Origin of the sequence: Vibrio chemaguriensis, assembly GCF_012275705.1 — a bacterium.
In the GTDB taxonomy this organism is placed as follows: Bacteria; Pseudomonadota; Gammaproteobacteria; order Enterobacterales; family Vibrionaceae; genus Vibrio; species Vibrio diabolicus.
Window position 1 is genome coordinate 77233 of sequence record NZ_SHOE01000013.1, and the last position, 24155, is coordinate 101387.

The following is a 24155-nucleotide window of genomic DNA, read 5'->3' on the forward strand; positions in this document are numbered from 1 at the left end:
CCAATTGCGCTGATTTTTGTTTTGCTTCAAATTTTTTCTTCTACTCCCTCTTTTCCTCAAGAAAACTAGTCTCAGCTGTTTGCATGATCTACAATACGGCAAAATTCTAACTCGACTATTTTCAGGAAGAGCTGCATGTACATGAGCACTGACGAGGTTCGTAACGCGTTCCTCAAGTTCTTTGAAAGCAAAGGACACCAAATCGTAGAAAGTTCATCGTTAGTTCCACATAACGACCCAACCCTGCTGTTCACAAACGCAGGTATGAACCAATTTAAAGATTGTTTCTTAGGCTTAGAAAAACGAGCCTATACTCGAGCGACTACGGCTCAACGTTGTGTACGTGCTGGTGGTAAACATAACGACCTGGAAAATGTTGGCTTTACCGCTCGTCACCACACATTCTTTGAAATGCTAGGCAACTTCAGCTTTGGCGACTACTTCAAAGAAGATGCGATTTCATTTGCTTGGGAATTCCTAACCGAAGTTCTTAAACTGCCTGCGGATCGTCTATTGGTAACCGTTTACGAAACCGATGACGAAGCATTCGACATTTGGAACAAAAAAGTTGGCGTGCCTGCTGATCGTATCGTGCGTATTGGTGACAAAGAAGGTGGCAAGCCTTACGAGTCTGATAACTTCTGGCAAATGGGCGACACTGGTCCTTGTGGTCCATGTACTGAAATCTTCTACGATCACGGTGAACACATCTGGGGTGGTCGTCCTGGCACGCCTGAAGAAGATGGTGACCGTTTCATCGAGATCTGGAACAACGTATTCATGCAGTTCAACCGTCACGCAGACGGCACTATGGAACCGCTACCAAAACCATCGGTAGATACTGGTATGGGTATCGAGCGTATTTCTGCAATCATGCAAGGCGTTCACTCAAACTACGAAATCGATGTATTCCAAACTCTTATCAAAGCAGCGGCTGAAGTCATTGGTTATGAAGATCTATCGAACCAATCGCTACGCGTTATTGCTGACCACATCCGTTCATGTTCATTCTTGATTGTTGATGGTGTGATGCCTTCAAATGAAGGTCGTGGTTACGTACTACGTCGTATCATTCGTCGTGCCGTACGTCATGGTAACAAGCTAGGTGCACAAGGTGCATTCTTCTATAAGCTTGTTGGCGTATTAGCAGAAGTAATGGGTACAGCAGGCGAAGAGCTGAAGCGTCAACAAGCAGTGGTTGAAAAAGTACTGCGTATCGAAGAAGAAAACTTCGGTCGTACACTTGAGCGCGGTATGGTAATTCTTAACGAAGCATTAGATAACCTAGATGGCAAAGTGCTAGACGGCGAAACGGTATTCAAGCTTTACGATACTTACGGCTTCCCAGCAGACCTCACTAACGACGTTGCACGTGAGCGTGAGTTCGCGATCGACGAAGAGGGTTTCGAAAAAGCGATGGAAGAGCAGCGTCAACGTGCGCGTGAAGCTGGTCAATTCGGTACAGATTATAACGCAGCAATCAAAGTTGATACGCAAACAGAATTCTGTGGTTACACAGGTACTAAAGGTTCTAGTTCAGTCGCTGCGATGTTTGTTGAAGGCAACGAAGTAGATTCACTATCTGCGGGCGATAAAGCCATCATCGTGCTTGGTGAAACGCCATTCTACGCAGAGTCAGGCGGTCAGTGTGGTGACGCTGGTGAAATCCGTACTGAGTCTGGTGTATTCCGCGTTGAGGACACTCAAAAACTCGGTAACGCAATTGCACACCACGGTGTAATGGCAGAAGGCGTTCTAGCGAAAGGCGACGAAGTAGCAACTATCGTTGACGCAGAGCGTCGAGCAGCTATCTCTCTAAACCACTCAGCAACGCACTTGCTACACGCAGCACTACGCCAAGTTTTAGGTGAGCACGTAACGCAGAAAGGCTCATTGGTGAAGGCAGACAACCTACGTTTCGACTTCTCGCATCTAGAAGCCGTAACCGCAGCAGAGTTGAAAGAAGTTGAGCGCCTAGTTAACGCGCAAATCCGTCGTAACCACACGATTGAAACCAACGTGATGGATATTGAGTCTGCTAAGAAGAAAGGCGCAATGGCACTGTTTGGTGAGAAGTACGATGACGAAGTTCGCGTGCTATCTATGGGCGATTTCTCTACTGAGCTTTGTGGTGGTATTCACGCATCAAGCACGGGTGATATTGGTCTATTCAAAATCACATCAGAAAGCGGTATTGCAGCCGGTATTCGTCGTATTGAAGCGGTAACAGGCGAGGCGGCATTAGACGCCATTGAAGCTCAAAATGCGAAGTACGAAGAGAAACTGGCAGAATCTGCACAGAAAGCAAAAGCACTAGAGAAAGAAGTGCAGAAGCTAAAAGATAAGATGGCAGCCGCAGAAAGCGCTAACATCATGGGCAAAGCGGTTGAAGTAAATGGCACAAAAGTTCTAGTTGCGGCCCTTGAAGGTGCTGATAGCAAGAACCTACGTACCATGGTTGATGACATCAAGAATCAAATGGGTTCTGGTGTTGTACTGCTTGCAAACGTAACGGGTGACAAGGTTGGCTTGATTGCTGGTGTGACTAAAGATCTCACTGGTAAAGTAAAAGCAGGTGATCTAGTTAAAATGGTTGCAGAGCAAGTCGGTGGTAAGGGCGGTGGTCGTCCAGACATGGCTCAAGCCGGTGGTACTGATGTTTCAGCACTACCAGAGGCAATCAAAACAGTTCAGCCTTGGCTAGAAGAGCGTTTATAAGCTCTTAACTAATAAAATTACGCTCAATCAAGTTTCTTTGATTGAGCGTAATTTTTTTTAGCAACCAAGTGGTTTAATTGACCAAAAGTTAACCGAGTCATTTAAGCTGCTTGGTTTTTGTTGTAACTACTGCTTATATAATTTTTCTCAAAGGAAATATTTAAGATGTAAGCAGTTCTAAAGAGACTTCGGTCTTGGGAAGGTGAAGACTGGTGAAAAAGCCCCTTATCGTGCAAAAGTTTGGCGGAACCTCTGTGGGTTCAATTGAAAGAATCCACCAAGTCGCTGAACACATCATTAAGGCGAAAAATGATGGCAATCAAGTTGTTGTTGTCGTGTCTGCAATGTCAGGCGAAACAAACAGACTGATGGATCTCGCTAAACAGATAGATAGCGTACCTACAGCTCGAGAACTTGATGTTTTGCTCTCTGCTGGTGAGCAAGTGTCAATGGCACTGTTAGCCATGACTTTGAATAAAATGGGTCATGCTGCGCGCTCGCTTACCGGAGCACAGGCGAATATTGTGACGGATAATCAACACAATGACGCAACGATTAAACACATTGATACCACGACAATTATGGGATTGCTTGAGCAAGACCAAATCGTGATTGTTGCGGGATTTCAAGGTGTGAATGAGAACGGGGATATCACCACATTAGGTCGAGGTGGCTCAGATACGAGCGCAGTGGCACTGGCGGGCGCATTGCGCGCTGACGAGTGTCAAATCTTTACCGACGTTGATGGTATTTATACTTGTGACCCACGTGTAGTGAAAAATGCGCGCAAATTGGCGGTTATCGATTTTCCTTCAATGGAAGCGATGGCAAGCCGAGGCGCAAAAGTATTACATTTACCTTCAGTGCAATTTGCATGGAAGAATAATGTGCCACTACGCGTGCTTTCGACATTTGATGTTAATGAAGGCAGTTTGGTAAAGGGGGAGTCAGGCAATCAAGCCGTCTCTGGTATAGCCATTCAACGTGACCTTGCCATTATCGAAGTCGATAAAGAACATTTATCTAGTGCTACAAAACAATGTCAGATGTTGGGTATAGACATTTGGAATGTGATCGAGGAAGCAGAACGGGCAGGTATCATGATAAAACAAGATGCATGTGCCAAGTTCGATCTGGTGTTCAGCGACAAAATCCGTAATAGTGAAGTGGTAAGCCTGTTGACCGCAGTGGGGCTTGAGGCCAATGGAATGGTAGAGCACGCATGCGATTTGTTGGCAAAGCGAGATATTGAGATCAATTTCAGCGCAACGAATGCACTCACTATGATGCTAGTTTTAGCACCCGAATGTGTGGATACAGCAGCAAACATTCTGCATGATGCTTACATTACGTCTAGTGAAGCATTAAACATTCAACAAAAACATGCCTTTTTAGGCTGATTTTCGCTAACAAGGTAGTTTACGAAAATATAACTTTTGTTGGATAATAGCTTTGTAGCAAGAAAATTTAGAGATTACTCAAGGAGCAAAGAATGCTAATTTTGACTCGCCGCGTAGGCGAAACACTGATGATTGGTGATGAAGTGACTGTAACTGTACTAGGTGTGAAAGGTAACCAAGTACGTATCGGCGTTAACGCTCCGAAAGAGGTTTCAGTTCACCGTGAAGAAATCTACATGCGCATTCAAGCTGAAAAAGGCAATGGCAACGTTGCTTCAGGTAACTACTAAGTCGCTCCTGTTTACAGAGCTTAGTTTGAATGAAAAAGGCTAACCGAAGGGTTGGCCTTTTTAGTCTTTAATGTTTTTGAAGATTTGCGGAAACCATTGTGTTGAGTGTGGCCGTGAATCCGTCAATATTGTTGAATCGAACACCAGGAAGTTGTTTGAAAATAAATGTCTTTTTTTCAGAGAAGACTCTCTTTTTTTCATCATAATAGAGTGGTAAAGTTCGTTTAATAGTCACTTTGATTAAATCAGCAACGGTTAAGTCAGTTTCGTGGATTTTTTCAAAGAAAGTGTTTGACATATTTTCGGTAAAACGTAATATGTGCCTCCGCAAGACGGTGAGGTGGCCGAGAGGCTGAAGGCGCTCCCCTGCTAAGGGAGTATACGGTTTATCCCGTATCGAGGGTTCGAATCCCTCCCTCACCGCCATTCTTGCAATGTTGAGAAATCAACAAAAAAGTGCGTCCTTAGCTCAGCTGGATAGAGTACCTGGCTACGAACCAGGCGGTCGGAGGTTCGAATCCTCCAGGACGCGCCATATCTCTTCTGAGATATAACAATGAAAACGGTGAGGTGGCCGAGAGGCTGAAGGCGCTCCCCTGCTAAGGGAGTATACGGTTTATCCCGTATCGAGGGTTCGAATCCCTCCTTCACCGCCATTCATTGACTGGCCCGATGGCCTTTTTTTTGTTTCGTAAGAAATGAATGTGATTTGCTTCACAACTTCCTAGCAAGAAGATCTGCGCGTCCTTAGCTCAGCTGGATAGAGTACCTGGCTACGAACCGGGCGGTCGGAGGTTCGAATCCTCCAGGACGCGCCACTATTTAATAATTCGTTTGATAAACGGGTTATACAAAGTAAAATAAGATTATTGCGCGTCCTTAGCTCAGCTGGATAGAGTACCTGGCTACGAACCAGGCGGTCGGAGGTTCGAATCCTCCAGGACGCGCCACTTATTGAAGGGTATTGCCCTGATATTGATGAAAGTCGATATCAAAAACTGCGCGTCCTTAGCTCAGCTGGATAGAGTACCTGGCTACGAACCAGGCGGTCGGAGGTTCGAATCCTCCAGGACGCGCCACTTATTGAAGGGTATTGCCCTGATATTGATGAAAGTCGATATCGAAAACTGCGCGTCCTTAGCTCAGCTGGATAGAGTACCTGGCTACGAACCAGGCGGTCGGAGGTTCGAATCCTCCAGGACGCGCCACTTATTGAAGGGGATTGCCCTGATATTGATGAAAGTCGATATCGAAAACTGCGCGTCCTTAGCTCAGCTGGATAGAGTACCTGGCTACGAACCAGGCGGTCGGAGGTTCGAATCCTCCAGGACGCGCCACTTATTAAAGGGTATTGCCCTGATATTGATGACAGTCGATATCGAAAACTTGCGCGTCCTTAGCTCAGCTGGATAGAGTACCTGGCTACGAACCAGGCGGTCGGAGGTTCGAATCCTCCAGGACGCGCCACTTATTAAAGGGTATTGCCCTGATATTGATGAAAGTTGATATCGAAAACTGCGCGTCCTTAGCTCAGCTGGATAGAGTACCTGGCTACGAACCAGGCGGTCGGAGGTTCGAATCCTCCAGGACGCGCCATTTACTGAAAAAGCCTCGCAATTGCGAGGCTTTTTTGTATCTGGACATCTAGAACTATAACCTGAGTCGTTAGAGGCGATGCCCTTCTTTTCCAAAAGCGAATATGTGCTTATCTAAGCAATTTGGAATAAAGTTTCTGCTGTAGTTTGTGAATCCATCCTTACTATCTCTCCTGTATATTGATTTCCGTTTCTTTCACTTCAATTGTTTAAATGTAACTTCTTTGTTTTTTATTTGTTTATTAATTGTTATTAAATGGCATCCTTTTGTTTTTATTGTCTTTTATGTGTAAATCTCGATTTGGTTTTGAAATCCAAATCGCAGTTTTTATTTATGTCCTCCTTTACTCTGTTCGTAAGGAGATAGCAGATTCGCAGTAATTATTTTGTCATGAACTGTGATCTGGGTAGTGAATAAATAATCATTTATCAGGATTATTACAAACCTTCCTTAAACAAAATTGACAAAATTTAACCAATCGAGATAATCCATTGGTCGGGATTTGACGCTATTAAAGTCCTGCACGTTGTCAGGATGACAAAGAAAGGAAGCAACATGACTAATATAGGAAGCCTGCTAGTAGATGCGGCCACCCTGATGCTAACGGGGATGGCGGTCGTATTTATTTTCCTCACTATTCTTGTTTATCTCGTTCGGCTAATGTCGAAATTGGTACCAGAAGAAGTACCAGAGCCGATCGCAGCACCAAAAACAAATACTAATATTCAATCAACCTCTTCAGCTGTTAGTCCACAAGTAGTGGCGGCGATCTCGGCTGCGATTCATAAACATCGCGCCTCATTCGCGAAGTAGCCGAACCAGGATTAAAAAGGAGTTTAAGAGCATGTCTAAACCACTAGCTATTACAGATGTGGTCCTTCGTGATGCCCATCAATCACTATTTGCTACGCGTATGCGTATTGAGGATATGCTGCCTATCGCAGCTGAGTTGGATAAGGTTGGTTACTGGTCTCTAGAGACTTGGGGTGGCGCAACGTTTGATTCTTGTATTCGATTCTTAGGGGAAGATCCTTGGGAGCGTTTACGTGAGCTGAAAAAAGCGATGCCTAATACGCCAATGCAAATGCTACTGCGTGGTCAAAACCTTTTAGGATACCGCCATTATGCCGACGACGTAGTAGAGAAGTTCGTTGAACGCGCACATGCTAACGGTATGGACGTGTTCCGTATCTTTGATGCAATGAATGACGTGCGAAACTTCCAGAAGGCCGTTAAAGCAACGGTCGATGTTGGCGCACATGCTCAAGGTACGCTGTCTTACACAACAAGCCCTGTGCATAACGCAGACACTTGGGTTGACTTGGCAAAACGCCTAGAGGATTTAGGTTGTCATTCACTGTGTATCAAAGATATGTCTGGCTTACTTAAGCCTTATGAAGCGGAAGAGCTTATTACGCGTATCAAAGCGTCTTGTGATGTGCCATTAGCACTTCATTGTCACGCGACGACAGGCTTGTCTACTGCGACAGCGGTAAAAGCAGTTGAAGCTGGTATTGATATTCTCGATACAGCGATTTCTTCAATGAGTTGTACCTATGGTCACACACCGACTGAAACGGTAGTCGCGATGCTAGAAGGAACCGAGCGAGATACGAATTTGAAGCTCGAGCAACTAGAACCTATCGCCGCGTATTTCCGTGAAGTACGTAAGAAGTACGCGAAGTGGGAAGGTCAGTTGAAAGGTGTAGACTCTCGCATCCTGATTGCTCAAGTGCCTGGCGGCATGCTGACTAACATGGAAGGCCAGTTGAAAGAACAGGGCGCGGCGGATCGCATTGATGAAGTCTTAGAAGAGATCCCTCGTGTTCGCGAAGATCTTGGTTTCATTCCATTGGTGACTCCAACTTCGCAGATCGTCGGAACGCAAGCGGTGATTAACGTTCTTACTGGCGAACGCTATAAGAGCATTACTAAGGAAACCGCTGGTCTATTGAAAGGCGAATACGGTCAAGCGCCAGCCGAGTTAAATGCAGAGCTGCAAGCTAAAGTACTTGATGGCAAAGAGCCTATTACGTGTCGTCCTGCCGATTTGCTTGAGCCTGAAATGGAGACGCTTACTGTTGATCTAATGGAGAAAGCGAAATCAGAAGGTATTAAGCTAGCAAGTGAACGTGTTGATGATGTACTTACTTATGCGCTTTTCCCTCAAGTTGGTCTTAAGTTCCTTAAGAATCGTGAAAACCCAGAAGCATTTGAACCTGCACCAACGCTAGAAGCCGCGAAGCCTGCCGTACCTGCGGCGCAACCAGCAACTGGCGGCGTAGAAACTTATAGCGTACGTGTTGACGGACAGGTGTATGAGGTGGAAGTTGGTCCTCAAGGCGAGCTAACCTCTGTCGCTCCTTCTGCGGCGCCAGCAAAATCGACGGCACCTAGCGCACCTTCTAGCGCTTCTGCTGAAGCGGTGCCTGCTCCTCTTGCCGGTAACATCTTTAAAGTGAATGTTCAGCCTGGCGCTGAAGTGGCTGAAGGCGATGTACTACTGATTCTTGAAGCAATGAAGATGGAAACAGAAGTGCGTGCGGCGCGTGGTGGTGTGGTTCAAGAGTTGAACGTTAAAGAAGGCGATGCTGTCACAGTAGGTGCGCCTCTATTGAGCCTGGCGTAAGGGAGTATCATGGACGGATTGTTAACCCTTTGGGCAGAAACTGGGATCGCTAACTTCGAGTTCGGCCAAATCTGTATGATGCTGGTTGGTTGTACCTTGCTGTTTTTGGCAATCAAAAAAGGCTTTGAACCTTTACTGTTATTGCCGATTGGTTTTGGTGCTATCTTGGCGAATATTCCAAATGCTGGCTTTACTGAGCCTGGCGGCTTGCTCTACTACGTTTACTACATTGGGATTGAATCGGGTGTGTTCCCGTTGTTGATCTTCATGGGTGTGGGTGCGATGACCGACTTTGGTGCTTTGATCGCAAACCCAAAAACGTTGTGGCTAGGTGCGGCAGCTCAGTTTGGTATTTTTGCGACGCTGTTTGGCGCTATTTTGCTCAACTATGTACCTGGCATGGAGTTCTCCATGGCGGATGCATCGTCTATCGCTATCATCGGTGGTGCGGATGGCCCAACGGCGATTTTCTTAGCAAGTAAGTTATCACCAGATTTGCTTGGTGCGATTGCTGTAGCCGCGTATAGCTACATGGCTTTAGTGCCAATCATTCAGCCGCCAATCATGAAGGCGCTAACCACTAAGGAAGAACGTGAGATTCAAATGGCGCAACTGCGTCACGTGGGTAAATGGGAAAAGGTATTGTTCCCGATGGCAGTATTACTCATGACGATTCTTTTCCTACCTTCAGCAACGCCTCTTGTCGGTATGTTCTGTCTTGGTAACTTAATGCGTGAAGCGGGTGTGGTCGATCGTCTATCGAAAACCGCACAAAATGAGCTGATCAACATCGTGACGATCTTCTTGGGCTTAGGGGTTGGCTCGAAGCTGCAAGCGGATCAATTCCTGAACTTAGAAACATTAGGCATTCTAGGTCTTGGTGCGGTTGCGTTTAGTATTGGCACGGGTGCTGGTGTGCTAATGGCTAAGTTGCTTAACAAGTTCTCGAAAGAAGACATCAACCCACTTATCGGTGCGGCTGGCGTTTCTGCGGTACCAATGGCCGCGCGTGTGGTGAACAAAGTCGGCTTACAAGCTAACCCGCAAAACTTCTTGTTGATGCATGCGATGGGACCAAACGTTGCAGGTGTATTGGGATCAGCGGTTGCCGCTGGTATCTTGCTAGCACTTGTCGGCTAGTCATTACCGAAAATGGAATGATCAACCAATTTACAAAATCACGATTAACTTCGGTTAACAAAATGGTTTATAGTCAAAGGGATGCTTTCGCATCCCTTTTTGTTTTCTTGCAGGGAATGGTTTATGGAACACAAACAGATCGTTATCACTGAATTTGGTGATGCCAACGTACTCGCGATTCAACATGCTTCTACACCATCACCACAGCCTGGTGAAGTCTTAGTAAAAGTCGCTTTTTCAGGCGTAAATCCTATTGATGTTAAAACTCGAGCCGGACTCGGTTGGGCAGCTGCGCAGAACATGGATAATTTACCTTGGGTACCAGGTTACGACATCTCAGGAAAAGTCGTGTCCTGTGGAGACGGGGCGTCGCGTTTTAATGATGGTGATGAGGTGGCTGGATTTATCGGTTTCCCAGTCCGAGGCGGTGGGTACAGTCAGTACATATGTGTTCCAGAAGCTGAGTTAAGTCATGTTCCCAGTTCAGTTGCTTTAGAGGCTGCAGCAGCATTACCGTTGGCTGGCCAAACTGCGGCACAAGCACTCAGTAAAGCCAATGTGACAGAAAACGATCGCGTACTTATCCTCGCTGGAGCCGGTGGCGTTGGACACCTAGCGGTACAAATCGCGGTCGCGACTAAAGCGGAAGTCTTTACAACCTGCAGTGAACGAAATTTAGACTACCTGGCTACCCTTGGCGCTCACGCAGTGAACTATCAATTTGCACCAGTGTCAGAACGTGTTGAAGACGTTGATGTTTTGATTGATTTAGTAGGTGGAGATGCCGCGTTAGATGCGCTTAAATGCCTGAAAGACGGTGCGAGAGTCATCACCGTTCCAACCATAACAGCTGAGCTGATTTGTGAAAAAGCCAAACTCCTAGGCTTTGAGGCTAGTGGCATGTTGGTTGAACCAGATCCTGCGCAGTTAGATACCTTGTTGTACATGGTTGGCGTTGGTTTACTGAAGACTGAAATTCAACAGGTTTATCCGATGAGCGATGTGATTGCTGCTCACCAGCAAGTTGAATCAGGAAGAACCAGAGGCAAGGTGTTGCTTGATATGACATGCTAGAAGCATTTAATACGAGCTTTGAAAGTCTAGCGCTTTGGTTTTCAGATTCAGCATTATGGGTGCTTTTCATGACCGGTTTTCTCAGTGCCACTTTGTTACCTGGTGGTTCTGAGGCGGGCTTAGTTGCCACTCTCTCATTAAATCAATATTCCGTTTCGTCAATTATTATGGTCGCCACTATCGGCAATACGCTTGGTGGCTTAACAAATTATTGGCTTGGCTTGTGGATTCCCAACAAAGCGCAAGAAGAAAAGCACGGTCATACCGCATTAAACTGGCTGTCTAAGTATGGCTATTGGGGATTGTTTTTTAGCTGGTTACCCATAATTGGAGACCCGCTGTGTTTAGCCGCAGGGTGGCTGAGAATGAAGTTTCTGCCTTGCGTGATTTTAATATTTTTAGGAAAGGCTGCCAGGTATAGCTTACTTGCGGCTATCTATCTCGGATTATTTTAAGGAAAGTACATGAAGATGTTTTGGGTTGGCGCGTGTTCACTTTTGGTGATCACGGGTTGTGCATCAAATACGCCTGTTTCATCACTGCCGAAAGGGGTAACTTTCGTTGAGTCATCGAAAGCTGAAGAAGGCAAAGTTAAGATTCCATACCAAAAGTATAAACTCGATAATGGTTTAACGGTGATCTTAGCTCCTGAAGATTCTGACCCATTGGTCCATGTGGATGTGACTTACCATGTTGGTTCGGCTCGTGAAGAAGTGGGTAAGTCTGGTTTTGCGCATTTCTTTGAGCACATGATGTTCCAAGGTTCAGAGAACGTTGGTGACCAAGAGCACTTCAGAATCATCACAGAGGCTGGCGGTACGTTAAATGGTACGACAAACCGTGATCGTACTAACTACTTTGAAACTGTCCCGGCTAACCAGCTAGAGAAAATGTTGTGGTTAGAGTCTGACCGTATGGGCTTTTTGCTAGATGCGGTTTCTCAACGCAAATTTGAAATTCAGCGTTCTACTGTAAAAAATGAGCGAGCTCAGCGTTACGATAATCGTCCTTATGGCTTAATTTGGGAGCGCATGTCCGAAGCGCTGTATCCTGAAGGTCATCCGTATTCGTGGCAAACTATTGGTTATGTTGAAGATCTTGATCGTGTTGATGTGAACGACCTCAAAGCGTTTTTCTTGCGTTGGTATGGCCCAAACAATGCAACCATTACGATTGGTGGTGACTTAGACGTTGAACAAACTCTTGAGTGGGTAAATAAGTACTTCGGTTCGATTCCTCGTGGGCCAGAGGTTGAAAATGCGCCGAAACAACCTGCAAAACTGCAAGAAGACAAATACATCACGCTAGAAGATCGCATTCAACAACCGATGGTGATGATCGCGTGGCCAACAACTTACAACGGCGAAGAAAGCCAAGCGTCTCTCGACACGCTATCTGAAGTGCTAGGTGGCGGTACAAACAGCGTGCTCTACCAAGACTTAGTCAAGACTCAAAAAGCCGTCGATGCGGGCTCATTCCATGACTGTGCAGAACTGGCGTGTAACTTTTACGTTTATGCAATGGGTGACTCTGGGGACAAAGGCGACCTATCAAAACTGTACGACGAGCTTTTACAGTCACTTAATCAGTTTGCTGAAAAAGGCGTGACAGAAGATCGCCTTGAGCAGTTAAAGGGTAAGGCGGAAGCGGATGCTATCTTTGCATTAGAAAGCGTTAAAGGCAAAGTAACGCAGTTGGCTTCCAACGAGACATTTTTCGGCGATCCTGATCGTCTTGAGCAACAGCTTGAGCAGATCCGCGCAGTGACACCTGCATCGGTAGAAAAAGCGTATACGGATTTTATCCAAGGTAAGAACAAAGTGACCCTAAGCGTGGTACCAAAAGGAAAAACTGACCTTGTCGTAAAACCAGCGACCTTTGTGACGCCAAAACGTATGCTACCAGAATACGAGAAGATCACTGATGATCAATTGGCGTATCGTCGTGCGACCGATAACTTCGATCGCTCTGTGCAACCGCCTGTAGGGGAGCCAGTGAAAGCGACGATGCCTGAGTTGTACGAGCTTCATTTTAATAATGGCTCGGAGTTGCTTGGCGCGGTTAGCGATGAAACACCAACGGTCATGATGCAGTTTAGTTTACCTGCGGGAACACGTTTTGTTGAAAAGGGCAAAGAAGGTCTTGCCCAATTGACCGCCGCAATGTTGCAAGAAGGCACAACGAAACGTAGTGTCGAAGAGATTCAAGCTGAGCTCGATAAACTAGGTAGTGTCATCTCCGTGAATGCAACGGGCTACACAACAAACATCAGCGTTTCTGCTTTAGAAAAGAACTTAGAGCCGACGTTGAAAATTGTCGAAGAGATGTTGCTGTCTCCTGCATTTAAGCAAGCAGACTTCGATCGTGTGAAGATGCAAGCGCTAGAAGGTCTTGTGTATGAGCATCAAAACCCAAGTTGGATGGCATCACAAGCGACTCGCCAGGTGCTCTATGGGGACTCTGTTTTTGCTCGACCAAAAGACGGCACGCAAGCAGGGGTAAGTGCACTAACGTTGGATGATGTCCGTGAATTCTACTCGAAGCATTACACGCCACAAAGTGCGCAAATCGTCGTTGTTGGTGACATTGAACAACAGGAAATTGAACAGCAGCTGACGTTCTGGAAAAACTGGCAGGATGAAGCTGCACCATTGTATGCACCGCAAAGCATCGCTGCATTAGGTGAGCAAAAGATCCATCTTGTTGATAAACCAGGTGCACCACAAAGTGTGGTCATGATGGTTCGTCAGGGTATGCCTTACGATGCAACGGGCGATTTTTACCTAAGCCAACTGGCAAACTTCAACTTAGCTGGAAACTTCAATAGCCGCATTAACCAAAACCTACGTGAAGACAAGGGTTACACATACGGCGCTTACGGCTACTTCTCTGGAAATCCAGAAACTGGCTCGGTTGTTTTCACCGCGCAAGTACGAGCGGATGCAACGGTTGCTTCTATCATTGAGATGGAAAATGAGCTAAATGAATACTCGCAGTCAGGAATTACTGATGAAGAGATGAAATTTATGCGTCAAGCGGTCGGTCAAAAAGATGCACTGAAATATGAAACGCCAACACAAAAAGCGGAACTCATCAGTGATATTCTTAAGTACAACCTCGATCAAGATTACTTGCAGCAAAGAAACGCTATCGTAGAAAAAGTCGATAAGCAGACGTTGAATGCACTGGCTCAAAAGTGGTTTGATCCAAATGACTATCAAATTATCGTCGTTGGTGATGCTAAATCACTGCGTCCTCAATTAGAAAAGTTGGGGAAAGACGTAGAAGAGCTTGAAATCATTCGATAGAGTACACATTTAATAGCGGAGAAACGTTTCTCCGCTATTCATCTAGATAAGCGACTTTTCGTGGGTTATTTATCTAGATGCATTAAATATCAATAACTTAGCTTGCGCTTGTCCTTTGTGACAAGTGTCCTGCTCCCAATATAAGCGAACCTCATTTTGACTGATTTTGCTGCGCGACTAAAAAAAGTTGCATCAAACCCCGAAGTATTTAAGCAGTTTGGACGCGGTGTTGAGCGAGAAACTTTGCGCTATCGTCAGGATGGACATCTAGCAACAACACCTCATCCAGAGGGGTTAGGCTCTGCGTTCACAAACCAATGGATCACGACAGATTTTTCTGAATCATTGCTAGAATTCATTACGCCTGTGTCACATGAAATTCCAGAACTGATGGCACAACTGAAAGATATCCATCACTTCACGCAGACAAAAATGGGTGAAGAAAAGATGTGGCCTCTTTCTATGCCATGTTATGTCGGCTCGGAAGAGGATATTCAGCTTGCTCAGTACGGCTCTTCGAATGCAGCAAAAATGAAAACCCTGTACCGAGAAGGTCTAAAACGCCGCTATGGCAGCCTGATGCAAATCATTTCAGGTGTGCATTTTAACTTCTCGTTCCCTGAGACATTTTGGGATGCGCTATACGGCGAGCAAGATGAACAAGCCCGCCAAGATGCTAAGTCTGATGCCTACTTTGCGCTGATCCGTAACTATTACCGTTTTGGTTGGATGATTCCGTATTTCTTCGGCGCATCGCCAGCGTTATGCGGCTCTTTTATTCAAGGTCGTGAAACCGATCTGCCATTCGAGAAAATTGGCGGCACTTTGTATTTGCCGAAATCGACGTCTTTGCGTTTGAGCGATCTGGGCTACACCAATAGTGCGCAAAGTGTACTGAAAATTGGCTTTAACAGCATTGATCAGTATCTGGATGGTTTGAGCGATGCGATTCGTCACCCATCAGAAGAGTTTGCGAAAATAGGCGTCAAAGTGGACGGTGAATACCGCCAGCTTAATTCCAATATATTACAAATTGAGAACGAGCTATACGCTCCAATTCGCCCGAAACGCGTGTCGAAAAGTGGTGAGAAGCCTTCAGATGCGTTACGACGCGGTGGGGTTGAGTACATTGAAGTTCGCTCTCTAGACGTTAACCCATTCAGCGCAGTGGGGTTGAATGAAGAGCAAGTACGATTCCTTGATCTCTTCCTGACTTGGGCGGCCTTGTCAGACTCGGATCCAATGGACAACTGTGAATTAGAGTGTTGGCGCGACAACTGGAACAAAGTCATTGTTTCTGGTCGTGAAAAAGGGCTAATGCTGCAAATTGGTTGCCAAGGTGAACGTCTATCTCTGCAAGATTGGGCGCATCGAGTGTTTGTCGAGCTGCGTCAGATAGCACAGCAAATGGATATGGCTGCTGGTGGCAGTGCATACCAAGATGTGTGTAATAAACTCGGGACATGGATTGATAACCCAGAACTAACGATTTCAGGTCAACTTTTAGAGCTGACGAAAGAGCTTGGTGGGTTAGGTAAAGTCGGCTGTGCGCTTGGCATGAAGTACCGCGAGGAAAATCTAGCTCACGGTTATCAGTACTACTCACAAGATACGATGGAAACGGAAGTGGCGTCGTCAGTAGAAAAGCAAAAGCAAGCGGAACAAAGTGACACGCTATCTTTTGATGATTTTTTGGAAGATTACTTTGCTTATCTGAAGCAGTAGTGAATAGGTAAAGGTTGGGTGGGATTGAACATTAAACCGTTAGTAGTATCGGTACTCGGAAGCATGTTACTTGCAGGTTGTGCCACGGCACCGCCAAAGCAGCAGAATAATTTATGTGAGATATTTCGAGAGAAATCCGGCTGGTATGATGATGCCAAAGATATGGAAGAAAAGTGGGGAACTCCCATTCATGTCGCTATGGCTATCATTAAACAAGAAAGCAGCTTTCGGCACGATGCGAAACCACCCAAAGACTATTTATTGGGATTTATCCCTTGGGGACGAGTCAGCAGTGCGTATGGTTACGCTCAAGCTCAAGATCCTGCTTGGGAAGATTTCCAAGATGCGACGGGGCAAGGCGGTTCTCGTACCAACTTTGATGATTCAATGATGTTTGTCGGTTGGTATACTCACGAAACGAGGCGCCAACTAGGGATTTCGTTATGGGACCCATACAGTCAATATCTGGCTTATCATGAAGGTCGAGGTGGGTACAAGCGAGGTACTTATAAGCGAAAGCCTAGTTTGATCAAAGTCGCTCGACGTGTTGAACAAACTGCAAAAACTTATGGCTGGCAGCTGAAGCAATGTCGTCAGGAATTGGAAGACAACAGCAGCTGGTTCTTTTAACCTACAGCCTGTTTATGTGCTGTAGGGATGAATGACATTTATCCAGTACCGAGAGGTATTGGAGTTACAATCAGGAGAGATGTAATGCCTTTACTCGATAGTTTTACCGTGGACCACACTCGCATGAATGCACCGGCAGTGCGAGTGGCGAAGACCATGCAGACCCCAAAAGGGGACACGATTACTGTCTTCGATTTACGCTTTACCGCGCCAAACAAAGACATCCTTTCTGAAAAAGGTATTCATACACTAGAGCACCTTTATGCAGGCTTTATGCGCAATCACCTAAACAGCGATTCTGTTGAGATCATCGATATTTCGCCTATGGGTTGCCGCACGGGCTTTTACATGAGCCTGATTGGCACTCCATCAGAGCAGCAAGTAGCGGATGCTTGGATTGCGGCCATGGAAGACGTACTAAAGGTAGAAAGCCAGAACAAGATCCCTGAACTCAACGAATACCAATGTGGCACGGCAGCGATGCACTCTTTAGAAGAAGCACAACAGATCGCAAAGAGCATTTTGGATGCTGGTGTATCGGTGAACAAAAATGATGAACTTGCTTTGCCTGAATCGATGCTAAAAGAGCTACGCATCGACTAGTTGCTAAAAACTTATCAAGAAGCATATTTATCCAGAACTAAAAAGAGCCTGACATGATCAGGCTCTTTTCTTTTTATTTCTTATCGTGAGTTTTTCTCATCGTGATTTGTAGATAGGTGGCTATTTTTTCTTTTTAGGATAAACACGAACGAGCTTGATGCGGTTTTCTTCAATCTCAACAAGCTCCATTGGATGACCAGCCACTCTCACGCTTAAATGGCTCTCTGGGATATCTTCCAGGTGCTCCAAAATAAGACCGTTTAACGTTCTTGGGCCATCCGTTGGTAAATCCCATTTCAGGCCTTTGTTGATATCTCGGATATTGGTGCTGCCTTCAATGAGGAAGCTTCCGTCACCTTGAGGACTGATTTCATCAGAAAGGCTTGGAGAAATCGAGGTCGTGAATTCGCCAATGATCTCTTCCAGAATATCTTCCAATGTCACCAAGCCAATAATGTCGCCATATTCATCAACAATTAGACCAATGCGCTGTTTATTGCGTTGAAACTTTAACATTTGCACGTTCAGTGGCGTACCTTCCGGGATGTAATAGACTTCATCCGCGGCACGTAATAGCGTCTCTTTATTGAACTCGTTTTTTTCCAGCATCAGGCGGTAAGCTTCACGCAGGCGCAGCATGCCAACCACTTCATCAATTTGGTCACGATAAAAAACAATGCGTCCATGTGGTGAGTGGGTAAGCTGACGAACGATGGATTTCCAGTCATCATTAATATCGATACCGGTAATCTCATTACGTGGCACCATGATATCGTTCACAGTGACGTGCTCAAGATCCAAAATAGACACCAACATGTCTTGGTGTCGGCGAGGGATCAAGCCGCCAGCTTCGTTTACTACGGTACGCAGCTCATCGGAACTAAGATGGTCTTCTACTGAGTGATCCGCTTTTACGCCAAGTAAACGAATAAAGCCATTCGTAATAAAGTTAACGAGCATCACCAAAGGCGATAGTAACTTCATCAATATGGTCAGTAGGATACTGCTCGCGTAAGACACGCGTTCAGGGTACAGCGCTGCAATTGTTTTTGGGGTAACTTCAGCAAAAACCAATACAACCATAGTCAGTGCACCGGTTGCGATAGCGACACCTAAATCACCATACAAACGCATACCAATAATGGTCGCGATGGCGGACGCGAGAATATTAACGAGGTTGTTGCCGATAAGAATAAGACCAATCAAACGATCTGGACGGTCTAATAGCCTTTCGACTCGCTTAGCGCCTTTATGCCCATTTTGGGCTAAGTGCTTTAAGCGATAACGGTTCAGAGACATCATCCCTGTTTCTGAGCCGGAAAAGTAACCTGATATGACGATAAGACACGCGAGTAGCGCAAACAAGATACCCGTAGAGATGTCGTCCAAAACGTTGCTGTTCCTTGTAAGTATTGGGTTATATAACGGTTGAGTAAGTCCGTTAAGTCAAAGGGTTAAGGCGTACTGTATTTTATCTAGCCTAAAATATAAAGGATAGGAGCCCTAGAGCTCCTTAATTCAAGATGATTTCTTTCACAAAGCGACTGCCAAAATACGCCAGAGTTAACAGCGTTGCCCCTGCGACAGCGAACCAAGTAACTTTTCTACCACGCCAACCTTTTTGATAATGACCCCAAAGCAGTATTGAGTACACAATCCAAGCGATGAAAGAAAGAATTCCTTTATGCGCTTTACCTTGAGCAAACATATCCTGCACAAAGACAAAGCCAGTAATGAGCGTGCCAGTTAACAATAAGTTACCGATCAAAATGATTTTGAATAGCTGACGCTCTACCATTAATAAAGGCGGCAGGTTTGGGTTAATCGCCAAAGATTTTTTTGTTTTCAGTTTGTGATCTAACCAAGCCAGCTGAAGTGCGTAGAGTGCACCGATAGTTAAAGTTGCGTATGAGAACAGCGCAAAAGAAATGTGAATGAGTAGCTTAGGGTCATTCTCTAGGTGCTTGATAAACGTGCTTGGCAAAAATGTGGCAGCAGATAAATTGATGGCAGCAAAGCTATAAACGACAGGCAATAAAAACCACAACCGATTTTTCAACATAGCAAGGCTCATGACCAGAGAAATAATAAAACTGATCAAAGAGGCTACGTTGAGAATACTAAGGTTTTGACCTGCACCATCAAAAATCAGATCACTCAAAATCCACGCATGAAAAACAAGCGCACAGGCAGCACTAGCAAACACTGTTTTTGCTTTGATTCCTGACTGCTGTGAGAGTCCGGGTATGATGGTCGCAATCGCCAAAACATAAAGTATGGCGGCCGCGATGGCTATTAAGCTATCCATGAATCCTAAATATTATTGTGCACAATGAGGAAATTATACCTTGCATTACACTTTGGGGCTACGTTATATCCGACATCAATCGTGAGAGATGAGATATTGAAATTAATAAGTTACCGCACCATATAGAAATAGAGACAAGAATAGAGCAGCGGTACGGGTATGACTCAGACCTTGGCTAATGTATACTCACACTAATTAATCGCCATTTTAGCGAAGAGACAAAGATGTTTGAGAATTTAACGGATCGATTATCCAAAACGCTGAAAAATATCAGTGGCAAAGGTCGTCTGACCGAAGACAACATTAAAGAGACCCTACGTGAAGTACGAATGGCCTTACTTGAAGCTGACGTTGCGCTTCCGGTTGTTCGTGAATTTGTTAACCGCGTTAAAGAAAAAGCGGTAGGTGTAGAAGTTTCTAAATCTCTGACTCCAGGTCAGGAATTTATCAAGATCGTTCAAACAGAACTTGAAGCCGTAATGGGTGAGTCGAATGAGGCGCTAAACCTTGCCGCTCAACCACCTGCTGTGCTTCTTATGGCGGGTCTACAAGGTGCGGGTAAAACCACATCGGTAGGTAAGCTATCTAAGCTTTTAAAAGAGCGTGACAAGAAGAAAGTCTTGGTTGTGTCTGCCGACGTTTACCGCCCTGCGGCAATCAAGCAGCTTGAAACGCTGGCATCAGACATCGGTGTTGACTTCTTCCCATCATCACCAGACCAGAAGCCTATTGATATCGCCAATGCAGCGATTGACCATGCGAAGAAAAAATTCTACGACGTATTGATTGTCGATACCGCAGGTCGCTTGGCGATTGATGAAGAGATGATGGGGGAGATCAAAGATCTTCACGCAGCTATCAACCCAGTAGAAACGCTATTTGTTGTTGACGCTATGACGGGTCAAGATGCAGCAAATACAGCAAAAGCCTTTGGCGATGCGCTACCTCTTACCGGTGTGGTTCTAACTAAAGTTGATGGTGATGCTCGTGGTGGTGCGGCACTGTCAGTACGCCATGTAACGGGCAAACCAATCAAATTCTTGGGTGTCGGTGAAAAAACTGACGCGCTAGAACCGTTCCATCCAGATCGTGTTGCTTCACGTATTCTTGGTATGGGTGACGTTCTGTCTTTAATTGAAGACCTACAACGCAACGTTGACCAAGAAAAAGCAGAAAAGCTGGCGAAGAAGTTCAAAGAGAAGAAAGGTTTCGACCTTGAAGATTTCCGTGAACAGCTAGGCCAGATGCAAAACATGGGCGGCATGATGGGCATGATGGATAAGCTTCCTGGCATGTCTCAGCTACCAGACAATGTGAAAGACAAAGTCGATGACAAGATGTTCAAACAGATGGAAGCGATCATCAGCTCCATGACAATGAAAGAACGTCAACGCCCAGAGATTATCAAAGGCTCGCGCAAGAAGCGTATTGCGGCTGGTTCTGGTGTGCAGGTTCAAGACGTAAACCGCTTACTGAAACAGTTCACCCAAATGCAGAAGATGATGAAAAAGATGCAAAAAGGTGGCATGAAAGGCATGATGCGCAACATGCAAGGCATGATGGGCGGCATGGGTGGAGGCGGTGGCTTCAACCCATTTGGTCGTTAATTAATCGATTACGCATAGATTCAGGGTGTTAGGTACGTCACAAACTTTAAATTCAATTTATGTTGGTGAAAAAGTAACTAAACTCCTTGCATTGCTCCGGGAGAAGAGTAAAATTCCGGAGCTTTATTTTGGCACGAGACCCCAAACTATTTAATTTCTTGAATGGTTTTTGGGGTTAATTTTATTTTTGAGAAAGCAAAGAGGACGACATGGTAACCATTCGTTTGGCACGTCACGGCGCTAAAAAGCGTCCATTTTATCAAATCGTAGTAGCGGACAGCCGCAACGCTGCAACTGGCCGTTTCATCGAGAAAGTTGGTTTCTTCAACCCAACTGCTAAAGGTCAAGAAGAAGGTCTACGTCTAGACCTAGACCGCGTTAACCACTGGGTTGGTCAAGGCGCGTCTGTATCTGACCGCGTTGCTAAGCTAGTTAAAGACGCTCAAAAAGCGGCTTAATTTTTTACTTGAAAAGTAGAAACTAGTTTATGTCGATGAAAGGTAAAGAAACAATGAGCAACGAAAAGATTGTTGTAGGCAAGTTTGGTGCTACTTACGGCATTCGAGGTTGGCTTAAGGTTTTTTCCTACACAGACAATGCTGAAAGCATTTTCGATTACAGCCCTTGGTACATTAACCAAAAGGGTAAGTGGGTTGAGTACAAAGTAGAAAGCTGGAAGCGCCATAACAAAGGTATGGTGGCTAAGCTGGAAGGCATGGATGTTCGTGAAGACGCGCATCTAATGACGAACTTTGAAATTGCTATTGACCCTGCGGTACTTCCTGAATTGTCAGAAGATGAGTTCTACTGGCGCGAATTGTTTGGGATGCAAGTTGTAACCACTAAAGGTTACGATCTAGGTGTCGTTACTGACATGCTAGAAACTGGCTCAAACGATGTTCTGGTTGTTAAAGCAAATCTTAAAGATGCTTTCGGGCAGAAGGAACGATTAATCCCGTTCCTTGAAGAGCAAGTGATCATTAATGTTGATCGCGAAGCTCAACGGATCGAAGTTGACTGGGATCCTGGATTCTAATCTCCAAAATTACAGAGCGAGATAAACATGTGGGTTGGCGTTATTAGCCTTTTTCCAGAAATGTTCCGTTCTGTTACTGATTTTGGAGTAACAGGTCAAGCGGTTAAAAAAGGTCTTTTGTCGATTGAGACTTGGAATCCTAGAGATTTCACTCACGACAAACATCGCACTGTCGATGACCGACCTTACGGTGGTGGCCCTGGTATGTTAATGATGGTTCAGCCTTTGCGCGATGCCATTCATACCGCGAAAGCAGCCTCACCGGGCAAGACGAAAGTCATCTACCTTTCTCCTCAAGGTCGCAAGCTCGACCAGAAAGGAGTGGAAGAACTGGCAACGAATGAGAACTTACTTCTGATTTGTGGTCGTTATGAAGGGGTAGATGAGCGCATCATTCAATCTGAAGTCGACGAAGAATGGTCGATTGGTGATTTTGTGATGACGGGTGGTGAGATACCAGCCATGACGTTAATCGACTCTGTCTCTCGGTTTGTTCCGGGGGTACTAGGGGATTTCGCGTCAGCAGAAGAAGACTCTTTTGCAAATGGCTTGTTAGATTGCCCTCACTATACGCGTCCAGAAGTATTGGATGACAAAGAAGTACCAGCGGTACTGATGTCAGGCAATCACAAGGACATTCGTCAATGGCGACTAAAACAGTCGCTGGGCCGAACTTGGCTTAGAAGACCAGAGCTCCTGGAAAACCTAGCTCTGACTGACGAACAGGAACAATTACTTGCTGAGTTCATTAGTGAACATAACGCAAAGTAACCTAATTTATTTAGTATCAGTTTATTCTAGGAATTTAAAAAATGAGTAACATCATCAAAGCTCTTGAAGAAGAGCAAATGAAATCAGACCTACCTAAATTTGCACCAGGTGACACTGTTGTAGTTCAAGTTAAGGTAAAAGAAGGTGACCGTGAGCGTTTACAGGCTTTCGAAGGCGTTGTAATCGCAATCCGTAACCGTGGTCTACACTCTGCTTTCACTGTACGTAAAATCTCTAACGGTGAAGGTGTTGAGCGTACGTTCCAAACACACTCTCCAATCGTTGATAGCATCGAAGTTAAACGCCGTGGTGCAGTACGTCGTGCCAAGTTGTACTACCTACGTGAGCGTTCTGGTAAGTCTGCTCGTATCAAAGAGAAACTTGCTAAGAAGTAATGCTATAACTAGCGTTCTCATCTTAAACGGAGTCCTTTTAGGGCTCCGTTTTTTTATTTGTGTAATTAGCTTGCTCGTTTCTTTTCACCCGACCTGTACTGTCGGTTCTCATGCACTGACTTTGCCTTGATGTGAGTAGATTCCTGATATCGCTATGGCTCCTCGGAATGACGAGAAATGACGGTCAAATATTGTAGGGCGCCGCGATTAAAATTCGTCATTCTGAACAGCGACGAAGGAGCGTGATTCAGAACCTACTCGCAGAGAGCGCTCGTGTTTAAGCCGTCAGCTTTAGCTACATCCTTGCTGTTAGTAGATTCCTGATGTCGCTATGGCTCCTTGGAATGATGGCAAATGATGACCAAAGATTACAGGGCTCCGCGGTTAAAATTCGTCATTCTGAACAGCGACGAAGGAGCGTGATTCAGAATCTACTAGTCGAAAATGCAAGTGTTTAAGTTGTTAGCTTCATCCTTGCTGTGAGTAGATTCCTGATGTCGCTATGGCTCCTCGGAATGACGGCAAATGATGACCAAAGATTACAGGGCTCCGCGGTTAAAATTCGTCACTCTGGACAGCGACGAAAGAGCGTGATTTAGACTCCCCAAGAAGGAACCTAGGATATTCCTTTACCCTAGTGCCTCAATTAATACTGGTCTTCAGACCAGCCATCACTGTCGGACATATCGGGGGCGCCTGGGATGGTGTTTTCTTCATCTGCCCATTCACCAAAATCAATCATTTGGCATTGTTTACTGCAGAAAGGGCGATGAGGACTTTGTTCTCCCCATTCTACGTCGGCGCCACACTGTGGGCATTGAACGATGGTAATTTTAGACATAGTTGAGCGTCCCATTACTAATTGGTGTTAAAGGGTAGTATACCTAAATGAATTCAAGATGGCTTATTCAACGCGCTATTGCTG

At 45.4% G+C, this 24155-nt stretch carries 20 protein-coding genes and 10 tRNA genes; 27 read left to right on the forward strand and 3 right to left on the reverse strand.

The genetic code is table 11. The features are described from left to right. Window positions 1–135: 135 nt before the first annotated feature. The 22 genes from alaS to luxS all read left to right on the forward strand — a co-directional run bounded on the left by alaS (window position 136) and on the right by luxS (window position 17113). Window positions 136–2718, forward strand: a complete 2583-nt coding sequence (gene alaS / locus EX191_RS13735; protein ID WP_109169448.1) for an alanine--tRNA ligase — start codon at window positions 136–138, stop codon at window positions 2716–2718. 212 nt (window positions 2719–2930) lie between these two features. Continuing rightward, on the forward strand, window positions 2931–4118 hold the full coding sequence (locus EX191_RS13740; RefSeq protein WP_005393869.1) for an aspartate kinase: 1188 nt from the start codon (window positions 2931–2933) through the stop codon (window positions 4116–4118). A 92-nt stretch (window positions 4119–4210) separates the two neighbouring features. Beyond that, entirely contained in the window at window positions 4211–4408 is a 198-nt protein-coding gene (gene csrA, locus EX191_RS13745) for a carbon storage regulator CsrA (RefSeq protein ID WP_004415691.1), read from the forward strand. Window positions 4409–4742: 334 nt separating this feature from the next. Then, window positions 4743–4834, forward strand: a tRNA-Ser gene (locus EX191_RS13750). Between the two features lie 32 nt (window positions 4835–4866). Further along, window positions 4867–4943, forward strand: a tRNA-Arg gene (locus EX191_RS13755). 29 nt (window positions 4944–4972) lie between these two features. After that, window positions 4973–5064: transfer RNA gene (locus tag EX191_RS13760), tRNA-Ser, on the forward strand. A gap of 85 nt (window positions 5065–5149) precedes the next feature. After that, window positions 5150–5226: transfer RNA gene (locus EX191_RS13765), tRNA-Arg, on the forward strand. A gap of 55 nt (window positions 5227–5281) precedes the next feature. After that, window positions 5282–5358 (forward strand) — tRNA-Arg (locus EX191_RS13770). A gap of 52 nt (window positions 5359–5410) precedes the next feature. After that, a tRNA-Arg gene (locus EX191_RS13775) sits at window positions 5411–5487 on the forward strand. Between the two features lie 52 nt (window positions 5488–5539). Next, window positions 5540–5616 (forward strand) — tRNA-Arg (locus EX191_RS13780). A gap of 52 nt (window positions 5617–5668) precedes the next feature. Next, window positions 5669–5745 (forward strand) — tRNA-Arg (locus EX191_RS13785). A 53-nt stretch (window positions 5746–5798) separates the two neighbouring features. Then, window positions 5799–5875, forward strand: a tRNA-Arg gene (locus EX191_RS13790). 52 nt (window positions 5876–5927) lie between these two features. After that, window positions 5928–6004: transfer RNA gene (locus EX191_RS13795), tRNA-Arg, on the forward strand. A gap of 555 nt (window positions 6005–6559) precedes the next feature. After that, the gene (locus EX191_RS13800) at window positions 6560–6817 is read left to right on the forward strand and encodes an oxaloacetate decarboxylase subunit gamma (protein ID WP_005379932.1); all 258 of its coding nucleotides are present in this window, start codon (window positions 6560–6562) and stop codon (window positions 6815–6817) included. 31 nt (window positions 6818–6848) lie between these two features. Further along, window positions 6849–8633 (forward strand): sodium-extruding oxaloacetate decarboxylase subunit alpha, encoded by a 1785-nt coding sequence (oadA, locus tag EX191_RS13805; RefSeq protein WP_005396707.1) that lies wholly within the window; start codon window positions 6849–6851, stop codon window positions 8631–8633. A gap of 9 nt (window positions 8634–8642) precedes the next feature. Next, the gene (locus EX191_RS13810; protein WP_005396706.1) at window positions 8643–9773 is read left to right on the forward strand and encodes a sodium ion-translocating decarboxylase subunit beta; all 1131 of its coding nucleotides are present in this window, start codon (window positions 8643–8645) and stop codon (window positions 9771–9773) included. Between the two features lie 123 nt (window positions 9774–9896). Beyond that, the gene (locus EX191_RS13815) at window positions 9897–10847 is read left to right on the forward strand and encodes an NADP-dependent oxidoreductase (RefSeq protein WP_193447908.1); all 951 of its coding nucleotides are present in this window, start codon (window positions 9897–9899) and stop codon (window positions 10845–10847) included. After that, window positions 10841–11302, forward strand: coding sequence for a YqaA family protein (locus EX191_RS13820; RefSeq protein WP_193447909.1), 462 nt, complete (start codon window positions 10841–10843; stop codon window positions 11300–11302). The genes EX191_RS13815 and EX191_RS13820 overlap by 7 nt, the downstream gene beginning before the upstream one ends. Window positions 11303–11311: 9 nt before the next feature. Continuing rightward, window positions 11312–14155, forward strand: a complete 2844-nt coding sequence (locus EX191_RS13825) for a M16 family metallopeptidase (protein ID WP_193447910.1) — start codon at window positions 11312–11314, stop codon at window positions 14153–14155. Window positions 14156–14311: 156 nt separating this feature from the next. Beyond that, window positions 14312–15880: a glutamate--cysteine ligase gene (gene gshA / locus EX191_RS13830; protein ID WP_193447911.1), complete on the forward strand. Its 1569-nt coding sequence runs from the start codon at window positions 14312–14314 to the stop codon at window positions 15878–15880. Between the two features lie 63 nt (window positions 15881–15943). Beyond that, window positions 15944–16510 (forward strand): transglycosylase SLT domain-containing protein, encoded by a 567-nt coding sequence (locus EX191_RS13835; RefSeq protein ID WP_226977501.1) that lies wholly within the window; start codon window positions 15944–15946, stop codon window positions 16508–16510. A gap of 84 nt (window positions 16511–16594) precedes the next feature. Further along, on the forward strand, window positions 16595–17113 hold the full coding sequence (gene luxS / locus EX191_RS13840; RefSeq protein WP_005396698.1) for an S-ribosylhomocysteine lyase: 519 nt from the start codon (window positions 16595–16597) through the stop codon (window positions 17111–17113). Window positions 17114–17233: 120 nt separating this feature from the next. On the opposite strand, the gene EX191_RS13845 is transcribed toward luxS, so the two are convergent. Together EX191_RS13845 and EX191_RS13850 are read right to left on the reverse strand one after the other, a co-directional pair. Next, window positions 17234–18502 (reverse strand): HlyC/CorC family transporter, encoded by a 1269-nt coding sequence (locus EX191_RS13845; RefSeq protein ID WP_193447912.1) that lies wholly within the window; start codon window positions 18500–18502, stop codon window positions 17234–17236. A 124-nt stretch (window positions 18503–18626) separates the two neighbouring features. Beyond that, window positions 18627–19421 (reverse strand): cytochrome C assembly family protein, encoded by a 795-nt coding sequence (locus tag EX191_RS13850; RefSeq protein ID WP_047008980.1) that lies wholly within the window; start codon window positions 19419–19421, stop codon window positions 18627–18629. A gap of 224 nt (window positions 19422–19645) precedes the next feature. Here EX191_RS13850 and ffh point away from each other — a divergent pair, with 224 nt between their 5' ends. From ffh to rplS, 5 genes are all read left to right on the forward strand, one after another. Next, complete coding sequence (gene ffh, locus EX191_RS13855) at window positions 19646–21028, forward strand: signal recognition particle protein (RefSeq protein ID WP_005385423.1); 1383 nt, start codon at window positions 19646–19648, stop codon at window positions 21026–21028. A gap of 209 nt (window positions 21029–21237) precedes the next feature. Further along, window positions 21238–21486 (forward strand): 30S ribosomal protein S16, encoded by a 249-nt coding sequence (gene rpsP, locus EX191_RS13860; RefSeq protein WP_005379962.1) that lies wholly within the window; start codon window positions 21238–21240, stop codon window positions 21484–21486. Window positions 21487–21515: 29 nt separating this feature from the next. Then, window positions 21516–22064 carry a ribosome maturation factor RimM gene (gene rimM / locus EX191_RS13865; RefSeq protein WP_005379964.1) on the forward strand — a complete coding sequence of 183 codons (549 nt, stop codon included), beginning with the start codon at window positions 21516–21518 and terminating at the stop codon, window positions 22062–22064. A 27-nt stretch (window positions 22065–22091) separates the two neighbouring features. After that, on the forward strand, window positions 22092–22835 hold the full coding sequence (trmD, locus tag EX191_RS13870) for a tRNA (guanosine(37)-N1)-methyltransferase TrmD (protein WP_005425529.1): 744 nt from the start codon (window positions 22092–22094) through the stop codon (window positions 22833–22835). Window positions 22836–22876: 41 nt separating this feature from the next. Beyond that, window positions 22877–23230 (forward strand): 50S ribosomal protein L19, encoded by a 354-nt coding sequence (gene rplS / locus EX191_RS13875; protein ID WP_005379971.1) that lies wholly within the window; start codon window positions 22877–22879, stop codon window positions 23228–23230. 646 nt (window positions 23231–23876) lie between these two features. Here the strand turns inward: rplS and yacG are convergent. Further along, complete coding sequence (gene yacG / locus EX191_RS13880; RefSeq protein WP_005396692.1) at window positions 23877–24071, reverse strand: DNA gyrase inhibitor YacG; 195 nt, start codon at window positions 24069–24071, stop codon at window positions 23877–23879. Between the last annotated feature and the right edge of the window lie 84 nt (window positions 24072–24155).